Origin of the sequence: Streptomyces sp. NPDC020801, assembly GCF_044334385.1 — a bacterium.
Classification (GTDB): domain Bacteria; phylum Actinomycetota; class Actinomycetes; order Streptomycetales; family Streptomycetaceae; genus Streptomyces.
In genome coordinates this window covers 88,576-103,209 of sequence record NZ_JBIRST010000007.1, presented here as the reverse complement: position 1 = coordinate 103,209, position 14,634 = coordinate 88,576, and the positions used below count along the sequence as shown (strand labels likewise).

Genomic DNA, 14,634 nt, shown 5'->3' with positions numbered 1-14,634 from the left:
ACAGAGGCCACCACACCAGGCCCCCGTAGCTCAGTGGATAGAGCAGGCGCCTTCTAAGCGCTTGGCCGCAGGTTCGAGTCCTGCCGGGGGCGCCACTGACGCTCAGTCAGGTTGGCGAGGGCCTGGCCTCCGAACTCCTCGGACCGGCCCGTTGCGAGACCTCGTGAAGCAGCACTGGGGCGACCGGGGGAGTCCGCGTTCATGATCGGCCAGTGGCCGCTCGGCGCCCTGCGGGGGCCGGGGCGGGGGCCGGGAGATGTCCCGGGCCGGGGGCCGGGGCCCGCGCGGCCGGGGGGCGATGACCGGCAGTAACGGGCCATCCACGGCCGCCGACGGGCAAAGTTGCAGGTCAGAGACCTCAGGGGAGACGGGTTTCCCCCCAGGGGTGGCGGTCGGGCAAGATGGGGTGTATCTGCCCACTGCCAGTTTCAAGCTGCCGGACGGTTTCTCTTGGCTGAGTTCATTTACACCATGCGCAAGGCGCGCAAAGCGCACGGCGACAAGGTGATCCTCGACGACGTCACCCTGAACTTCCTTCCGGGTGCCAAGATCGGCGTCGTCGGTCCGAACGGTGCCGGTAAGTCGACCGTGCTGAAGATCATGGCGGGGCTGGAGCAGCCGTCCAACGGTGACGCCTTCCTGTCGCCCGGCTACAGCGTCGGCATCCTGCTGCAGGAGCCCCCGCTGAACGAGGAGAAGACGGTCCTGGAGAACGTCCAGGACGGCGTCGCCGGGATCAAGGGCAAGCTCGACCGGTTCAACGAGATCGCCGAGCTCATGGCCACCGACTACTCGGACGCGCTGCTCGACGAGATGGGCAAGCTCCAGGAGGAGCTCGACCACGCGAACGCCTGGGACCTCGACGCGCAGCTCGAGCAGGCCATGGACGCCCTCGGCTGCCCGCCCGGCGACTGGCCGGTCACCAACCTCTCCGGTGGTGAGAGGCGCCGCGTCGCGCTGTGCAAGCTGCTGCTGGAGCAGCCCGACCTGCTGCTCCTCGACGAGCCCACCAACCACCTCGACGCCGAGTCGGTGAACTGGCTGGAGCAGCACCTCGCCAAGTACGAGGGCACCGTCGTCGCGGTCACCCACGACCGGTACTTCCTGGACAACGTCGCCGGGTGGATCTGCGAGGTGGACCGCGGCCGTCTCCACGGCTACGAGGGGAACTACTCGAAGTACCTGGAGACCAAGGCCACCCGCCTCAAGGTCGAGGGCGCGAAGGACGCCAAGCGGCAGAAGCGGCTCAAGGATGAGCTCGAGTGGGTCCGTTCCAACGCCAAGGGGCGGCAGGCCAAGTCCAAGGCACGTCTGGCCCGCTACGAGGAGATGGCCGCCGAGGCCGAGAAGATGCGGAAGCTGGACTTCGAGGAGATCCAGATCCCGCCGGGGCCGCGGCTCGGAAACGTGGTCGTCGAGGTGAACAACCTCAACAAGGCCTTCGGTGAGAAGGTGCTCATCGACGACCTCTCGTTCACGCTGCCGCGCAACGGCATCGTCGGCGTCATCGGGCCGAACGGCGCCGGCAAGACCACGCTCTTCAAGATGATCCAGGGCCTGGAGCAGCCCGACTCCGGCAGCATCAAGGTCGGCGAGACCGTCAAGATCTCCTACGTCGACCAGAGCCGCGAGAACATCGACCCGAAGAAGACGCTGTGGGCCGTCGTCTCCGACGAGCTGGACTACATCAACGTGGGCCAGGTCGAGATGCCGTCCCGGGCGTATGTCTCCGCCTTCGGCTTCAAGGGCCCGGACCAGCAGAAGCCGGCGGGCGTGCTGTCCGGCGGTGAGCGCAACCGGCTCAACCTCGCACTCACCCTGAAGCAGGGCGGCAACCTGCTGCTCCTGGACGAGCCCACCAACGACCTCGACGTGGAGACCCTGTCCAGCCTCGAGAACGCGCTGCTCGAGTTCCCGGGCTGCGCCGTGGTCGTCTCCCACGACCGGTGGTTCCTCGACCGCGTGGCCACGCACATCCTCGCCTACGAGGGCGACTCCAAGTGGTTCTGGTTCGAGGGCAACTTCGAGTCGTACGAGAAGAACAAGATCGAGCGGCTCGGCCCGGACGCTGCCCGTCCGCACCGCGCCACCTACAAGAAGCTGACCCGGGGCTGATCAAGCAGATGCGCCACACATACCGCTGCCCGCTGCGCTGGGCGGACATGGACGCGTACGGCCACGTCAACAACGTGGTGTTCCTCCGCTACCTGGAGGAGGCCCGTATCGACTTCCTGTTCCGCCCGGACAAGCAGTTCAAGCAGGGGTCCGTGGTGGCGCGTCACGAGATCGACTACAAGCGGCAGCTCGTCCACCGGCACGCGCCGGTGGACATCGAGCTGTGGGTCACCGAGATCAGGGCGGCGTCCTTCACCCTCGCCTACGAGGTCAAGGACGGCGACCAGATCTACGTACGGGCCGCGACGGTGATCGTGCCGTTCGACTTCGAGGCGCAGCGGCCGCGCCGGATCACCGCCGAGGAGCGGGAGTTCCTCCAGGAGTACATGGACGACGCCGACGCCGACGCCGAAGCCGACGGCGAGGAGGAGGCCGTCGCCGCATGACGGTGCTCCACCTCGCCGACGAGGCGGAGGCGGCGGACCTCGCCGCCTTCCTCTCCCGGCTGCTCCACTACGACCGTTCCGCCGCCGTCCGTCTGCAGGCGGCGGGCACCGCGCTCGCCGTGTTCGGGCGGCCGCCGTCCTTCGAGGTGCTGGCGGTGCGCGCGGTGCGGCTGGCCAAGCCGTACGAGAACGGGCTCGAGGTCACCCTCGACGTGACCGTCTCCGCGGGTGAATTCCTGGAGTCGGTGAACGACAGGGCCGCAACGGCCGCCGTTCCGGCCGCGGTGACCGGACCGCCGTGGGCGGGCGTGCTCCCGCCGCGCGGCGGCTGGCGGCCCGAGCCGGGGCTGCCCCGGGCGGACGATCTGCGCGCGGCGGTCACCGCCGCTGTCGTCGAGTTCCGCTCCCGCAGCGAGGAGTTGTCACCCGAGCAGCGGACACGCGCCGGACTCGACCGGATCGGGCGGGAGATCTGGTCCCGGACGGTCGGGCAGTCCCGGCTGCCGGTGCGGGCCCTGCACGCGGCGCAGTCCCTGGGCTTTCTGCGCTCCCCCTCGGCCTCGAGCGAGGGGGACCTCGCGCTGTTCTCGTCGGGGACGTGGCTGCGGCTGCGGACTCCCTACGGGTCGATAGCCGTACGCCAGGCGGGGCTCGGGGTGCTGGGCGTCAGCGTTCGCTGAGGCCGCGGGTCGCTCCCGTTCGCCTGCGGCCCGCCTGTCTGCGGCCGCGCCGATCGCGGTGGGCGTCGCGGGCACCGCCGTGGTCGGCAGGACCGTGGGCGCGCTGCGGCCAGGAGCGGCCGGTGCGCCCGTGCCCGCGGCAGCACTTCGTGATCGGAATCCGGGACTCAGTCGGGCGTGTTCACCATCGAGGCGGCCGCGTACGTCAGGTAGTTCCACAGGGTCTGCTCGTGCTCCTGGGACAGGCCGAGTTCGTCGACGGCGACCCGCATGTGCCGCAGCCAGGCGTCGTGCGCCGCCCGGTCGACCGTGAAGGGCGCGTGGCGCATGCGCAGCCGCGGATGGCCGCGCCGCTCGCCGTACGTCGTCGGGCCGCCCCAGTACTGGATCAGGAACAGCCGCAGCCGCTCCTCGGCCGGACCCAGGTCCTCCTCGGGATACATGGCCCGCAGCTCGGGGTCCCCGGCGACGCCCTCGTAGAAACGGTGGACCAGCCGGCGGAAGGTCTCCTCCCCGCCGACCTGCTCGTAGAAGGTCTGCTCCTGAAGCGTGCCGCGCCGAATCTCATTCACCTGTCCATGGTCTCAGACCGCCGGACGGAGGACTCCCGGCTCCGGACCAACCCCATCGGTGAGCAGGACGCCCTGCAGGATGCCCCCGACGGCCGAAGCCGGTACTCGCCTCGTGCCGGGTCGCGCAGCACAGTGGAGGCATGGGCGCGCACGCTGTCGAGAAGGAGCCGGACGACCTCGCCGCCTCGGCGCGGGCGGAGCTGGTGCGCGAGATCGACGCGAGCGGCGCCTGGGCGTCGGACCCGGTGTGGCGGGAGGCGTTCGCCGCGGTGCCGCGGCATCTCTTCGTGCCGTACTACTACGTCGCCGTCGCCGGCGGCTACGAGCGGCGCTGGGGCGAGAGCCCGGACCCCCGGGCGCGCGAGCGCTGGCTGCGTGGCGCCTACGCCGACACCCCGCTGGCCACCCGGCTGCGCGACGGGGCGCTTCTCTCCTCCAGCAGCCAGCCCTCGCTCATGGCGGAGATGCTGGCCGAGCTGCGGGTGGAGGACGGCGACCGGGTCCTGGAGATCGGCGCCGGCACCGGCTACAACGCGGCCCTGCTCGCCCACCGGCTGGGCGAGGACGGCCTCGTCACCACGGTCGACCTGGAGCCGGAGATCACCGAGTCGGCGCGCCGGCATCTGGCCGCCGCCGGGTACCACCCGGTGGTCGTCACCGGCGACGGTGCCCGCGGGGTCCCCGAACGCGCCCCCTTCGACCGGATCGTCGCCACGTGTGAGCTGTCCTCGATCCCGTCCGCCTGGCTCGCCCAGTGCGTCCCAGGCGCCCGGATCCTGACGCCGATCGCCACCGGGCTGGTCGCGCTGACGGTAGGAGACGCCACACACGCCGAGGGCCACTTCCTGGACACGCCCGCCTACTTCGTGCCGCTGCGCGGCGAGAGCAGGCCCGAGCAGCCCGTCCCGCGGCTGGACGGGCTGCCGCCGCGGGCCCGTGAGTACGAGCTGTACCGCTTCCTGCTCGCGCTGACCCGCGGCCGCCTCGACGCGCAGGAGGCGTACGTCCTGTGGGAGGGCGAGGGACGGCCACGGCGCCCGCGCTACGGAATCACGGTGAGCGGCGAGCACGCATGGGCGTGGCTGGACCAGCCGGAGGGGCCGTACACCTGGTCCTTGCCGGGCTGACCAGGCTTCCCCGGACCGACTGTGTTTCCCGGGACCGACTGTGTACCTGGACCGACCGTGCTTTCTGGACTGACCGGACTGACCGGACTGACCGAGCCGGTCCGGCTCTCCGGGCTGACTCGGCTCTCCGGGCCGACCCGGCCTTCCGGGCCGGTCCGGCTGGTCCTTCCGGCCGGACGGGGGCTAGCCGCGCCTGATGGTGATCGTGGTCCACGCGCCCACGTGCACCCGGTCGCCGTCCTGCAGCGGTACCGGCACGAAGGGCTGGATCGGTTCCTCGGAGCCGTTGACCGTGGTGCCGTTGGTCGAGTTCTGGTCGACGACCGCCCAGCTGCCGTCGGGCTGCTGGACCAGCACCGCGTGCTGGTGGGAGACGCCCGGGTCCTCCGGGGGCACCGACAGGTCGATGTCGGGGGTGTCGCCGGTGGAGTGCCGGCGGCGGCCGATGGTGACCTGGTTGCCGCTGAGCGTGCGCTGCTGCTCGGGTGAGTACGCGGGCAGGTTCAGGCCCGTGGCCTCGGGGCCGGAGCGCTGCATCATCGCCATGAAGTAGTCGCGGTCCGGCCCGACCGTCGCCGTCCAGGTCGCCGGCTGCTGTGCCTGGTGGGGGAAGCCGGGGCCGGGCGGGGCCTGGGTGGGACCGGGCTGCGGGTAGCCGTAGCCACCGCCCTGGCCGGCGCCGGGACCCCCCGGACCACCGGGACCGGGGGACGACGGCGGGGAGATCACCCAGTCGTCCTCACCACCGAAGGACGGGCCGCCCTGCTGCGGCCGGCCCGTCTCCTGCGGGAACGCCGGCGGAGCGGGCGGACCGGCCTGCTGGAACGCCTGCGGGGCACCACCGGGCGCACCGGGACCGGCGGGCGGCGTCGGTCCGGGCGGCGGCGGGAACGCCCGCGACGGGTCGGGGCCGAACCCGGAGGGGCCGGGGTCGCCGCCAAAACCCGAGGGGCCGGGGTCGCCGCCGAAGCCCGAGGGGCCGGGGTCGCCGCCGAAGCCCGAGGGGCCGGGGTCGCCGCCGAAGCCCGAGGGGCCGGGTCCGCCGGGGCGGCCCTGGGGCTCGGCGCCGAAGGGCGGGGCCGGCGGGATCGGCTCGGCGGGCCGGTTCACCTGGGAGGGACGGGAGCCCTGGTACTCGTAGGAGTCGCCGCCGAAGGTCGGGCCGGGCGGCTGCGGGAAGCGGGCACCCGGGCCGGGGCCCGGGCCGGGCGCCGGCGGGCGCGGCGCGGCCGGGGTGTACGAGGTGGCCGTGTTCGTCAGGAAGTTCCACCGGCACTCCTCGCAGAACGGCGCACCGCCCTCGCGGGGTGTGCGGCACTGCGGGCAGAGCTCCGGCTGGTGGTCCGGCACGGCGGACAGGTGCGCACGCCCTCCGGGCCCTCCGGGCACCCCCGGCTGACCGGGGCCGCCCGGTCCACCGTGACCACCGTGACCCCCGGGTCCACCGTGACCCCCGGGACCGCCAGGTCCTTGCGGCCCGCCGGGGCCCGGCGCGGGCGGGAAGCCGTAGCCGCCGACCGGGGGCGGCGGGGGAGGAGGAGGCACGGCACCGGCCATGCGGTGACCGCAGACCTCGCACCAGTCGTCGGAACCCGACTGGTGTCCGTTCGGGCAGGTCGGCATGTCGGCGCTTCCCCCTCTCCTTTCCGGCCGTTTCGACCGGATTTTCTCCCACCCCGAGGGGCCGGGCTCGTTGCTGTTTCGGTCCTGCTACGTCACTTCTTTACACGAACAGTCTTTGTGGACCGTGTCTCGAGAGTCATCTCGTCGGCGTCCTCGACCTTCGCCTTCAGTCGCACAGTACCTGTCGCGGCGTCGACCACGTCCACCACCTTCGCAAGCAGTTTCGCAGTATCCGCGTTCCCCGAGGCGCTCGCGAGCTGAACCGCGCGGCCCAGTTTGGCCGTTGCTCCATCGAAATCACCCGCTTTGCGAAGGTCGAGCCCCTGTTGGATGGCCTGTGCCAGTTCGGCCTGGCCGGTGTAGTGGGCGACCTGCGGGTTGATCGAGGTGGAGGCGGCCATGTCGTCGGTCCACACCGCCCGTACCAGGCCCTGGGCGCCGAGGATCTGTGCCGTTCCTCCCTCACTCCCGGCTCCGCTCGAGCGGGAGGTGCCGTCAGGCTGGGGCACCACCAGGGAGACCCGGGCGGCGAGCATCTCCTGGCCGACGTTCGCCGCGGGCACCTCGACACAGACGTGGTAGTCGCGGGACTCGTCTCCCCAGGAACCGGTCGGGTAGTCCCCGGCGCGGGGGCCGGCCTCGGTACGGCGGTCGGTCAACTCCTCGACGGTGGGCGCGACCTGCTTGACGAACTTGATGGTGGTGCCCACCGGGGTCCACACCCGCAGGGCGACGTCGGCGACCTCCTTGCCCATCGCCGTCTCCATCATCCGCGTGAAGTCGGCCGCCAGGCCCGCCGGGTCGGCGACGATGTCGGCCGTGCCGAGCAGCGCCGAGGCGATCCCTGTGACTTCTTTCACTTCCCAGTCGGTGCCCACGCCACGCGCGTCGCAGGTGAAGCGGCCGGCGCAGTCCTCGAGCGCCCGCTTGAGGTCCTCGGGCGACTCGTGCTCGTTGCGGCCGTCGGTGAGCAGGATGCCGTGCCGGATGCCGGCGTCCGCCGACGACAGCAGCCGGTCGGCCAGCCGCAGCCAGGTGCCGATGGCCGTGCCGCCGCCCGCGCTCAGCTTGCGCAGCGCCTGCTTGGCCTGGTCACGGGTGGTGGCGTCGGCGACCGCGAGGCGCCCGCCGCCCGGGTAGACCTCCTTGGCCACGTGGGTGCCGCCGACCACCGCGAAGTGCACGCCGTCGCGCAGGGTGTCGATCGCGGCGGCCGTGGCGTCCCGGGCGTTGCGCATCTTGGTCGGCGGGTAGTCCATCGAACCCGAGCAGTCGACCATGAGCGCCACCGCCGCGGTGGGCCCCTGGCCGGGTGTGTACAGGTGCGGCGCCGCGACCGCGCTCCCGATCGTGCCGCCGCCGGTCGCGGTGACCGTCACGATCGCGTTGACCTCCCGGCCGCCCTCCGGCAGGTACTCGTTCTGGTACACGTCCACCGAGAACTGCGGCACGCTGGACTTCGAGAAATTGGCCATGCCTTCTCAGATCCCCCTCACAACCCCCGCGAGCGGGGCTGACGACTGCGAACGGACCGGTCCCCTCCGGCCATCCGGAACTTCCCCGTTCCCCGTGTGAGGGACGGCCCGGGCTCCGCGCGCGTGCCCCGGCCCACGTCCCTCAGGCCGATCCTGCCCCCTGCGGCGGCGCCGGGAACGGCATGACGGCCACTGTTACGTTGTCGTGGCCCCCGCCGTCCAGGGCGTGGCCGACCAGCACCCGGGCGCTGTGCAGAGGCCGTGCCGCCGCGTCGAGGGGAACGGCCTCGGCCATCTCCTCGGCCGTCTCGGCGTAGTTCCACAGGCCGTCCGTGCAGACCACCACCACACCCGGCCGGTCCGGCTTGAAGGAGGCGGTGTGCGGCTCCAGTTCGTAGGCGTCCGCGCCGAGCCAGCCGGTGATCGCGTGGGCGCGCTCGTCGGCGTACGCCTCCGCCTCGCTCATCAGGCCGGCGGCGACCATCTGGGCGGCCCAGGAGTCGTCCTCGGTGAGCCGGGCGGCCGGCGTGGTCCGGTCCAGCGGCACCCAGTAGGCGCGGCTGTCGCCGACCCAGCCGACGACCAGCAGCCCGGCGGTGACCACCGCGCCGACGAACGTGCACGCGGGCGCGTTCTGGTGCGGGGAGTGCTCACGGGCCGTCGCGGGTTCCTCGGCGAGCGCGTTGACCGCGTGCGCGGCGGCGACGATCGCGTCGTGCATGGCCTGCTGCGGGTGCGTGCCTCGGGGCAGCGCGGCCAGCAGGGACTCGCTCGCCGCCCGGGACGCGGCGAGCGAGGCGTCGTCCGGGCGGGTCGCGGAGGACACGCCGTCGCAGACGACTGCCACGTCCGCGGGCGAGCCGTCGGGCAGCGCGGTGCGGCCGACGGCGAAGGCGTCCTCGTTGCGGTGGTGGCGCAGGCCCCGGTCGCTGACCGCCGCCAGCGGGCCCGACTCCTGCTCCATGTGGTCGCGTTCGCGGGGCTGGGCGTGCCCGCAGTTCTCGCAGTAGCCGTCGCTGTCCACCCGGCCGGCGCGGCATGCCACGCACACCGCCGGGCCCTCGTCCTGGGCGGTGTCGGCGGCCACACGCGGGTCCGGCGCCTGCAGCGGGTACTCGTCCGGCTCGGCCGGGCGGTCGAACCGTACGCCCGAGGCCGGCGACACCGGTGATCCGGGAAGCGGGGACTGGGCCGGCTCGGGCGGTGCGGGGGGTTCCTGGTGCGATGCGTGGGGCGCGGGGGGTGTGTGCGCAGGGGGTGTGTGCGCGGGCAGCGGGGAGCCGCCCGGCTCCGTGCCCGCCGGCTCCGTGGGCAGATGCCGCCGGGGCGGGGCGTCGGCGCCGGCCGGCTGCTGCGCGCGGGGCCAGACGAAGCCGTCGGCGTCGTCGCCGGGCGCGGCCGGGCGTGGCACCGCGCCGCCCGCCATGGTGAGCGTCGGCGTGTCGTCCGGCGGTGCGGCGGCAGCGGACAGGTCGAATCCGCAGGCGCCGCAGAAACGGTCACCCGACTCGAGCGGCTCCGCGCAGCTCGGGCACTTCGACAGGGCGGCCTGCTGGTGCATCTGGGACATCAACTACACCCACGTCCGGGGGCGGTAACGGTTGGCACGTTCCACCAGGTCGATCCTCTCCTCGCCGCCGGGCGCCAGCCGGGCCAGCGTGCGGTACGAGCGCTCCAGGCCGAAGCGGAGTCCCCGCTCGTCCAGGTCGCTGCCGAGCAGCACCCGCCGGGCGGCCGGGTCGGCGGCCCGCCCTCCGGAGAGTATCCAGTCCAGCGCGCAGCCGAGGACTTCCGCCGACAACTGCTCGCGCCGCGCCGGGTCCAGACCGTACGCCTGCAGCGCCTCGACCTGCCCGGCGGCGGCGGTCAGGTCGTCGAGGAACGGCGTGTCGGAGGCGACCGCCGTACGGTGCCGCAGCCGCGCCCGGACGGCCGCCACACGCGCCGCCGTGTAGTGGATGGAGGACTCCGGGACCGACTCCAGGGTGCGTACGGCACTGCGCCGGTCGCCGGTGGCGAGCTGGACGCGGGCCAGGCCGAACGCGGCGCTCACATGGCTGGGGTCGGTGGACCACACCAGCCGGTAGTACTCGGCCGCGTTGTCGAGCTGGCCGAGCACCTCCGCGCACAGGCCGAGTGCCAGCTTCGGCGCGACCTCGCCGGGAAAGGCGTCGTAGATCGCGTCGAAGGCGAGCGCCGCCTCCTCGTGGTCGCCGGTGACCAGGGAGGCCACGCCCCGGTACCAGACGATCCGCCAGTCGTCGGGGTCCTGCTCCTCCAGTGTGCGCAGCGCCTGCAGCGCGGTCGCCGACTCACCGGTCTCCAGCCAGGCGCGGACCTGGCGCAGCCGGGTCTCGGTCGACTGCGTGGGCGCGGCCGCGAGGGCGTTGATCAGCTCACCGGGTGCCGAAGTCAGCAGACCGGCGAGGAAACCCGCGTTGGGGTCCGAGGGGTCCACGTGCGGCACCGGCAGGGCCAGGGCCGCGGCGGGGGAGTCGACCTGCCTGACGATGGCGGGGGTGACGGGGACACCCGGCGTGTTCGGCGGGACCGGGGCCGCGTTGCCGGCCGAGGGCGCGGCGCCGGGCGCGGGGGCAGGGGTGCGCGTCCGGGTCGTGGCCCGCGTGCCCAGCCGGGACACGTCCCCGTCCAGCCTGGGGAACAACTCCGTGTCCGTGACCCTCGGTTCCGGGCCGAACACCGTCGAGAGCGCGGGCCGGGCGCGGCCCGTCTGCAGGGAGACGACCTCCCGGAGCACACCCGTCAGCTGCTCGGACATCTCCTGCGCGGAGGCGAACCGGCGGGCCGGGTCGGGGTCGGTGGCGCGGACCAGCAGCCGGTAGAAGGACTCGTACCGGCGGAAGACCTCGATGTTGTCGGGGTCGGGCAGCAGGTCCACGAAGACGTTCGTGTAGCCCTGGAAGTCGAAGGTGAGGACGGCGAGCGTACGGCCCACCGTGTACAGGTCGCTGGCCACCGACGGGCCGACCTCGGCGACCTCCGGCGCCTGGTAGCCGACCGTGCCGTAGATCGCCGACTCGTCGTCGTCCATGCGGCGCACCGCGCCCATGTCGATCAGCTTGAGCTGGTCCTCGGTCTGGATGGCGTTGTCGACCTTGAAGTCGCAGTACAGCAGGTTGCGGCTGTGCAGGTGCCCCAGCGCCTCCAGGGCCTCGATGCCGTACGCGCAGGCCTGCTCCACCGGCAGCGGGTCGCGCTTGCCGTCCGCCGCGCGGCGGGAGTTGGCGATCTCCTTGAGCGACTTGCCGCCGACGTACTCCATCACGATGTAGCCGTCGAGGGAGCCGGTGCGCTGGTCGAGGTGCTCGACGAAGTTGTAGATCCGCACGATGTTGGCGTGCTCGATCTCCGCGAGGAAGCGCCGCTCGGAGATGGCCGCCGCCATCGCGTCCTGGTCGCCGGTGTCGAGCAGGCCCTTGAGCACCACCCAGCGGTCGGAGACCGCGCGGTCCACGGCGAGGTAGATCCAGCCCAGACCCCCGTGCGCCAGACAGCCCACGACCTCGTACTGCCCGTGGACTATGTCCCCGGCCTTCAGCTTGGGCACGAAGGAGTACGGGTGGCCGCACTTGGTGCAGAAGCCCTCCGTGCGGCCCGGCCGGTCGCCGCGGGCGCGGCCGACCGGCGCCCCGCAGTCCGAGCGCGAGCAGAACCGCTTCCGCTCCGGGACCTCCGGGTTCTCCAGCACCATCGAGCGCGGGTCGGGGCGCGGCACCTGTGGCACCTGCACCAGCCCGGCCCCCAGCCGGCCGCGGCCGGAGGAGCCCGTCGTGGATCCGGAGCTGCGCACCGACACAAAGCGGCCCGTGGACCTGCCCGACAGCGAGCGCGAGAGCCGGCCCGACACCGAGCGGCGAGACCTCGAAGAACCCGTCGACTGCGACGAGGTACGGCTGCTGCCGCCGCTGTGCGCGCTGGAGCGGGAACCGCCGCTGCCCGCCGAACCCCGTGAGCCCTTGCCACCGCCGGTGACCCCGGTGGGCGGCGAACCGACCGTCCCGGTCGCCGACACCACCGGCGCGAGCCCGCAGGTGTCGCAGTACAGCTCGCCGCCGCCCACGTCCTCGTACGCCCCGCCGCAGTCCGGGCGCTGACAGCTCTGCCCCGCCTGACTCATGAACCCCCCCTACCGTCACCGTCCTGAGGACCGCCCTGCCCCGGCACCCGCGCGGTGCCGAGCAGCTCGGCCGCCGCCTGCTGGTAGCGCAGCACGGCCTGTTCGGCCACCCGCAGGTCGCAGGGCGCGCTCCACAGCATGCGGCGCGCCGCGTCGTACCGCTCGACCAGCATCGGGTCCTCCGCCAGGCCGTGCCGGGCGACCTTCGCCTTGTACGCGTCCAGCCGGCCGCGCAGCTCGGCGCGGACCGCCAGCGGCGCGGTGACCGCCGTCAGCGACTCCCGTGCCCGCAGCAGTTCGTCCTCCGCCTTCTGCTCCAGGGACTCCAGCAGCGGCGACAGGCGGTGCCACTGGGCCTGTCTGCGGTACTCGGCGGCCGTCGCCAGCTGCTCCTGCAGCGCGGTCGGCGGGCCGCTGACCACCGGCACCTCCGTGGCGGCGATCTTCGCCAGCACCTCACCGCGCGCGGTACGCGCCTCGGCGAGCGTGCGGTCCGCGCGCGAGAGCACGTCCCGCAGCTTGATCAGCCGCTGCTCGGCGTCCTGCCGGACCCCGAGCACGGCGTCGATCTCCCTGCGCACCTCCTCCAGCGCCCGCGCCTCGCGGTCGTACACCGTGGTGTCCGGCCGGCCGCCGCCGGGTGCAGAACTGCCCTGCGCCGGGACCCAGAACGCGAGCGGGTCGCAGACCACCTGCTCGCGCAGCTTCGTCAGGGTGCGGGTGATGCGCTCCAGGTCGTCGCCCGCCGGGTGCTCGCCGGGGCGCACGCCGACCGAGTGCGCGAGCCTTCGGGTGCGCTGCAGTTCCGCGGCCAGTAAATCGATCCGGGCGGGCAGCGCCGACCACACGGCGTCGGCGGCGACCACCATGTCCAGGCCGGCCGCGTACAGCTCGTTCATCCGGTCCACCAGCGTGGCCAGGGAGAAACTCTGGCTGAGCCGGCCCGGGCCGGACAGGGTGGGAGCGCCCGCGAGGGCCGCGGCGGAACCGGCGACCGTCACCGACTCGCCGCGCAGCAGCTCGGTCAGCTCCACCAGGTCCTCGCGGCTGGACCAGCGGCGCCGGGCGCGGATCTCACGGGCGGTGCGCAGCGCGCCGCTGTAGGAGTCGAAGTACGCCCAGAGCAGCGTTATCGACGCCTCCGTCGTCGTCCAGCGCTCCTTGGTGACACCGGTGAGCTCGGCGCCCTCCAGGAGTCTGCGGCCCGCATGGTCCTGCAGGGCCAGGAGCGAGGTCTCGATCGCCTCGTGCTCCGCGCCGAGCCGCGCCAGCGCACGGTCCACCTCGTCCCGGTCCATCACCGGCCCGGCGGGGTCCGTGACGCCCATCGATCACCTCTCGCTGTGTTCCGTCTTCCGTGTTCCGTCTGTCGTACGCCGGCCGGTGGCCGGCTGCCCGTGCTGCCCCCCCGGGCGCGCTTCGGCGGGGCCGGTCACCGGTAGCTCGGCGTCGGCGGGGTCGCCGACTGGGAGTCCTTGCCCAGCGTGGGGGACAGCCACTTGTCGTACGACGCCTTCCAGCCGCCGTCCTTGCGGTAGTTCTCCAGTATTCGGTTGACCTGGCGTACCAGATCGTCGGCGCCCAGTTTCATCGCCACGCCGTAGTACTCCTTGGTGAAGGTGCCGCCCTTCAGCTCCACCGTCGGGTCCTGTGCGGCCTGGCTGGCGGCGAGCGCGCCGTCGGTCACCACCGCGTCCACCTCGCCGAGTTGGAGCCGCACCAGGCAGTCCAGCTGGTTGGGGACGGTGGTGGTGATGTCGGTGGTGGCGGGGAGCGTGCCGTCCTTCTTGCCGGCGGAGAGGTGGTCGTGGGCCGTGGAGCCCGCGGCCGAGCAGATCCGCCTGCCGGCCAGCGACTTGTCGTAGCCCGTGATCGACGACGTCTTCGGGGCGAGGACCTGCTGGCCGGTCAGGAAGTAGGGGGCGGAGAACGCCACCTGCGTCAGACGGTCGCAGGTGATGGTCATGGTGCGCACCACCATGTCCACCCGGCCGCTTCTGATCGCGGGGATGCGCTCGTTGGTGGGGATGGCCTTGAACTGGACCTTGTTCTCGTCGCCGAGGATGTCCTTGGCGATGCGGTGGACGAGGTCGATGTCGAAACCCTCCAGCTCGCCGGAGGAGTTGTTCGGATTGCGGTAGCCCCAGCGGTAGCTGTTCTGGTCGACGCCGACCGAGAGGTAGCCGCGCGCCCTGATGGCGCCGGTGGTGGCGCCGTCGGCGCCGGACGGGGACAGGCTCTGGTTCTGGGCGTCGCCGTCCTTGCAGTTGCCGGCCCTGGCCTGGGTGGCCCGGGCCGTCCCCGGACCGCCGGCGGCCGGGGTGCCGCCGCCGTGCGACTGGGTGAGCGGCAGCAGCAGGACGAACGCCAGCGCCAGGACGCAGACGGCCGCCATCGCCCCTACGCCGCCCCAGCCCCTCAGGCCGGCCCGCAGACGTCGTGCTCGCATCGTCACGCC

Annotated in this window: 11 protein-coding genes and 1 tRNA gene; 5 read left to right on the top strand and 7 right to left on the bottom strand. The window is 72.9% G+C overall.

What is annotated here, in order from left to right; translation table 11 throughout:
• Positions 1-19: 19 nt before the first annotated feature.
• The 4 genes from ACH4UM_RS16560 (at position 20) to ACH4UM_RS16545 (ending at position 3,241) form a co-directional block, all read left to right on the top strand.
• Positions 20-95, top strand: a tRNA-Arg gene (locus ACH4UM_RS16560).
• A 355-nt stretch (positions 96-450) separates the two neighbouring features.
• Entirely contained in the window at positions 451-2,115 is a 1,665-nt protein-coding gene (gene ettA, locus ACH4UM_RS16555; RefSeq protein WP_398178908.1) for an energy-dependent translational throttle protein EttA, read from the top strand.
• Between the two features lie 8 nt (positions 2,116-2,123).
• On the top strand, positions 2,124-2,561 hold the full coding sequence (locus ACH4UM_RS16550; protein ID WP_398178905.1) for an acyl-CoA thioesterase: 438 nt from the start codon (positions 2,124-2,126) through the stop codon (positions 2,559-2,561).
• Positions 2,558-3,241, top strand: coding sequence for a hypothetical protein (locus ACH4UM_RS16545; RefSeq protein WP_398178902.1), 684 nt, complete (start codon positions 2,558-2,560; stop codon positions 3,239-3,241). Before ACH4UM_RS16550 ends, ACH4UM_RS16545 begins: the two co-directional genes overlap by 4 nt.
• Before the next feature lie 167 nt (positions 3,242-3,408).
• Here ACH4UM_RS16545 and ACH4UM_RS16540 read toward each other — a convergent pair whose 3' ends face one another.
• The gene (locus ACH4UM_RS16540) at positions 3,409-3,813 is read right to left on the bottom strand and encodes a globin (protein WP_398178899.1); all 405 of its coding nucleotides are present in this window, start codon (positions 3,811-3,813) and stop codon (positions 3,409-3,411) included.
• A 140-nt stretch (positions 3,814-3,953) separates the two neighbouring features.
• On the opposite strand from ACH4UM_RS16540, the gene ACH4UM_RS16535 reads away from it, so the two are divergent.
• A complete protein-coding gene (locus ACH4UM_RS16535; RefSeq protein WP_398178896.1) occupies positions 3,954-4,940 on the top strand; it encodes a methyltransferase domain-containing protein in 987 nt (328 codons plus the stop codon).
• 183 nt (positions 4,941-5,123) lie between these two features.
• Here ACH4UM_RS16535 and ACH4UM_RS16530 read toward each other — a convergent pair whose 3' ends face one another.
• From ACH4UM_RS16530 to ACH4UM_RS16505, 6 genes are all read right to left on the bottom strand, one after another.
• Positions 5,124-6,563 carry an FHA domain-containing protein gene (locus tag ACH4UM_RS16530; RefSeq protein ID WP_398178893.1) on the bottom strand — a complete coding sequence of 480 codons (1,440 nt, stop codon included), beginning with the start codon at positions 6,561-6,563 and terminating at the stop codon, positions 5,124-5,126.
• Positions 6,564-6,655: 92 nt separating this feature from the next.
• Positions 6,656-8,038, bottom strand: a complete 1,383-nt coding sequence (locus tag ACH4UM_RS16525) for a VWA domain-containing protein (RefSeq protein ID WP_398178890.1) — start codon at positions 8,036-8,038, stop codon at positions 6,656-6,658.
• Positions 8,039-8,180: 142 nt separating this feature from the next.
• Positions 8,181-9,608: a PP2C family serine/threonine-protein phosphatase gene (locus ACH4UM_RS16520; protein WP_398178887.1), complete on the bottom strand. Its 1,428-nt coding sequence runs from the start codon at positions 9,606-9,608 to the stop codon at positions 8,181-8,183.
• A gap of 3 nt (positions 9,609-9,611) precedes the next feature.
• The gene (locus ACH4UM_RS16515; protein ID WP_398178884.1) at positions 9,612-12,176 is read right to left on the bottom strand and encodes a tetratricopeptide repeat protein; all 2,565 of its coding nucleotides are present in this window, start codon (positions 12,174-12,176) and stop codon (positions 9,612-9,614) included.
• The gene (locus tag ACH4UM_RS16510) at positions 12,173-13,504 is read right to left on the bottom strand and encodes a hypothetical protein (protein ID WP_398178881.1); all 1,332 of its coding nucleotides are present in this window, start codon (positions 13,502-13,504) and stop codon (positions 12,173-12,175) included. Before ACH4UM_RS16510 ends, ACH4UM_RS16515 begins: the two co-directional genes overlap by 4 nt.
• 104 nt (positions 13,505-13,608) lie before the next feature.
• Positions 13,609-14,625 carry a glutamate ABC transporter substrate-binding protein gene (locus ACH4UM_RS16505; RefSeq protein ID WP_398178878.1) on the bottom strand — a complete coding sequence of 339 codons (1,017 nt, stop codon included), beginning with the start codon at positions 14,623-14,625 and terminating at the stop codon, positions 13,609-13,611.
• Positions 14,626-14,634: the final 9 nt, after the last annotated feature.

What these genes read in the sequence shown, in the direction of transcription:
- ACH4UM_RS16515 (WP_398178884.1), bottom strand. Translation starts at nt 12,176, where the DNA reads ATGAGTCAGGCGGGGCAGAGCTGTCAGCGCCCGGACTGCGGCGGGGCG.
- ACH4UM_RS16535 (WP_398178896.1), top strand. Translation starts at nt 3,954, where the DNA reads ATGGGCGCGCACGCTGTCGAGAAGGAGCCGGACGACCTCGCCGCCTCG.
- ACH4UM_RS16550 (WP_398178905.1), top strand. Translation starts at nt 2,124, where the DNA reads ATGCGCCACACATACCGCTGCCCGCTGCGCTGGGCGGACATGGACGCG.
- ACH4UM_RS16530 (WP_398178893.1), bottom strand. Translation starts at nt 6,563, where the DNA reads ATGCCGACCTGCCCGAACGGACACCAGTCGGGTTCCGACGACTGGTGC.
- ACH4UM_RS16505 (WP_398178878.1), bottom strand. Translation starts at nt 14,625, where the DNA reads ATGCGAGCACGACGTCTGCGGGCCGGCCTGAGGGGCTGGGGCGGCGTA.
- ACH4UM_RS16525 (WP_398178890.1), bottom strand. Translation starts at nt 8,038, where the DNA reads ATGGCCAATTTCTCGAAGTCCAGCGTGCCGCAGTTCTCGGTGGACGTG.
- ACH4UM_RS16510 (WP_398178881.1), bottom strand. Translation starts at nt 13,504, where the DNA reads ATGGGCGTCACGGACCCCGCCGGGCCGGTGATGGACCGGGACGAGGTG.
- ACH4UM_RS16545 (WP_398178902.1), top strand. Translation starts at nt 2,558, where the DNA reads ATGACGGTGCTCCACCTCGCCGACGAGGCGGAGGCGGCGGACCTCGCC.
- ACH4UM_RS16520 (WP_398178887.1), bottom strand. Translation starts at nt 9,608, where the DNA reads ATGTCCCAGATGCACCAGCAGGCCGCCCTGTCGAAGTGCCCGAGCTGC.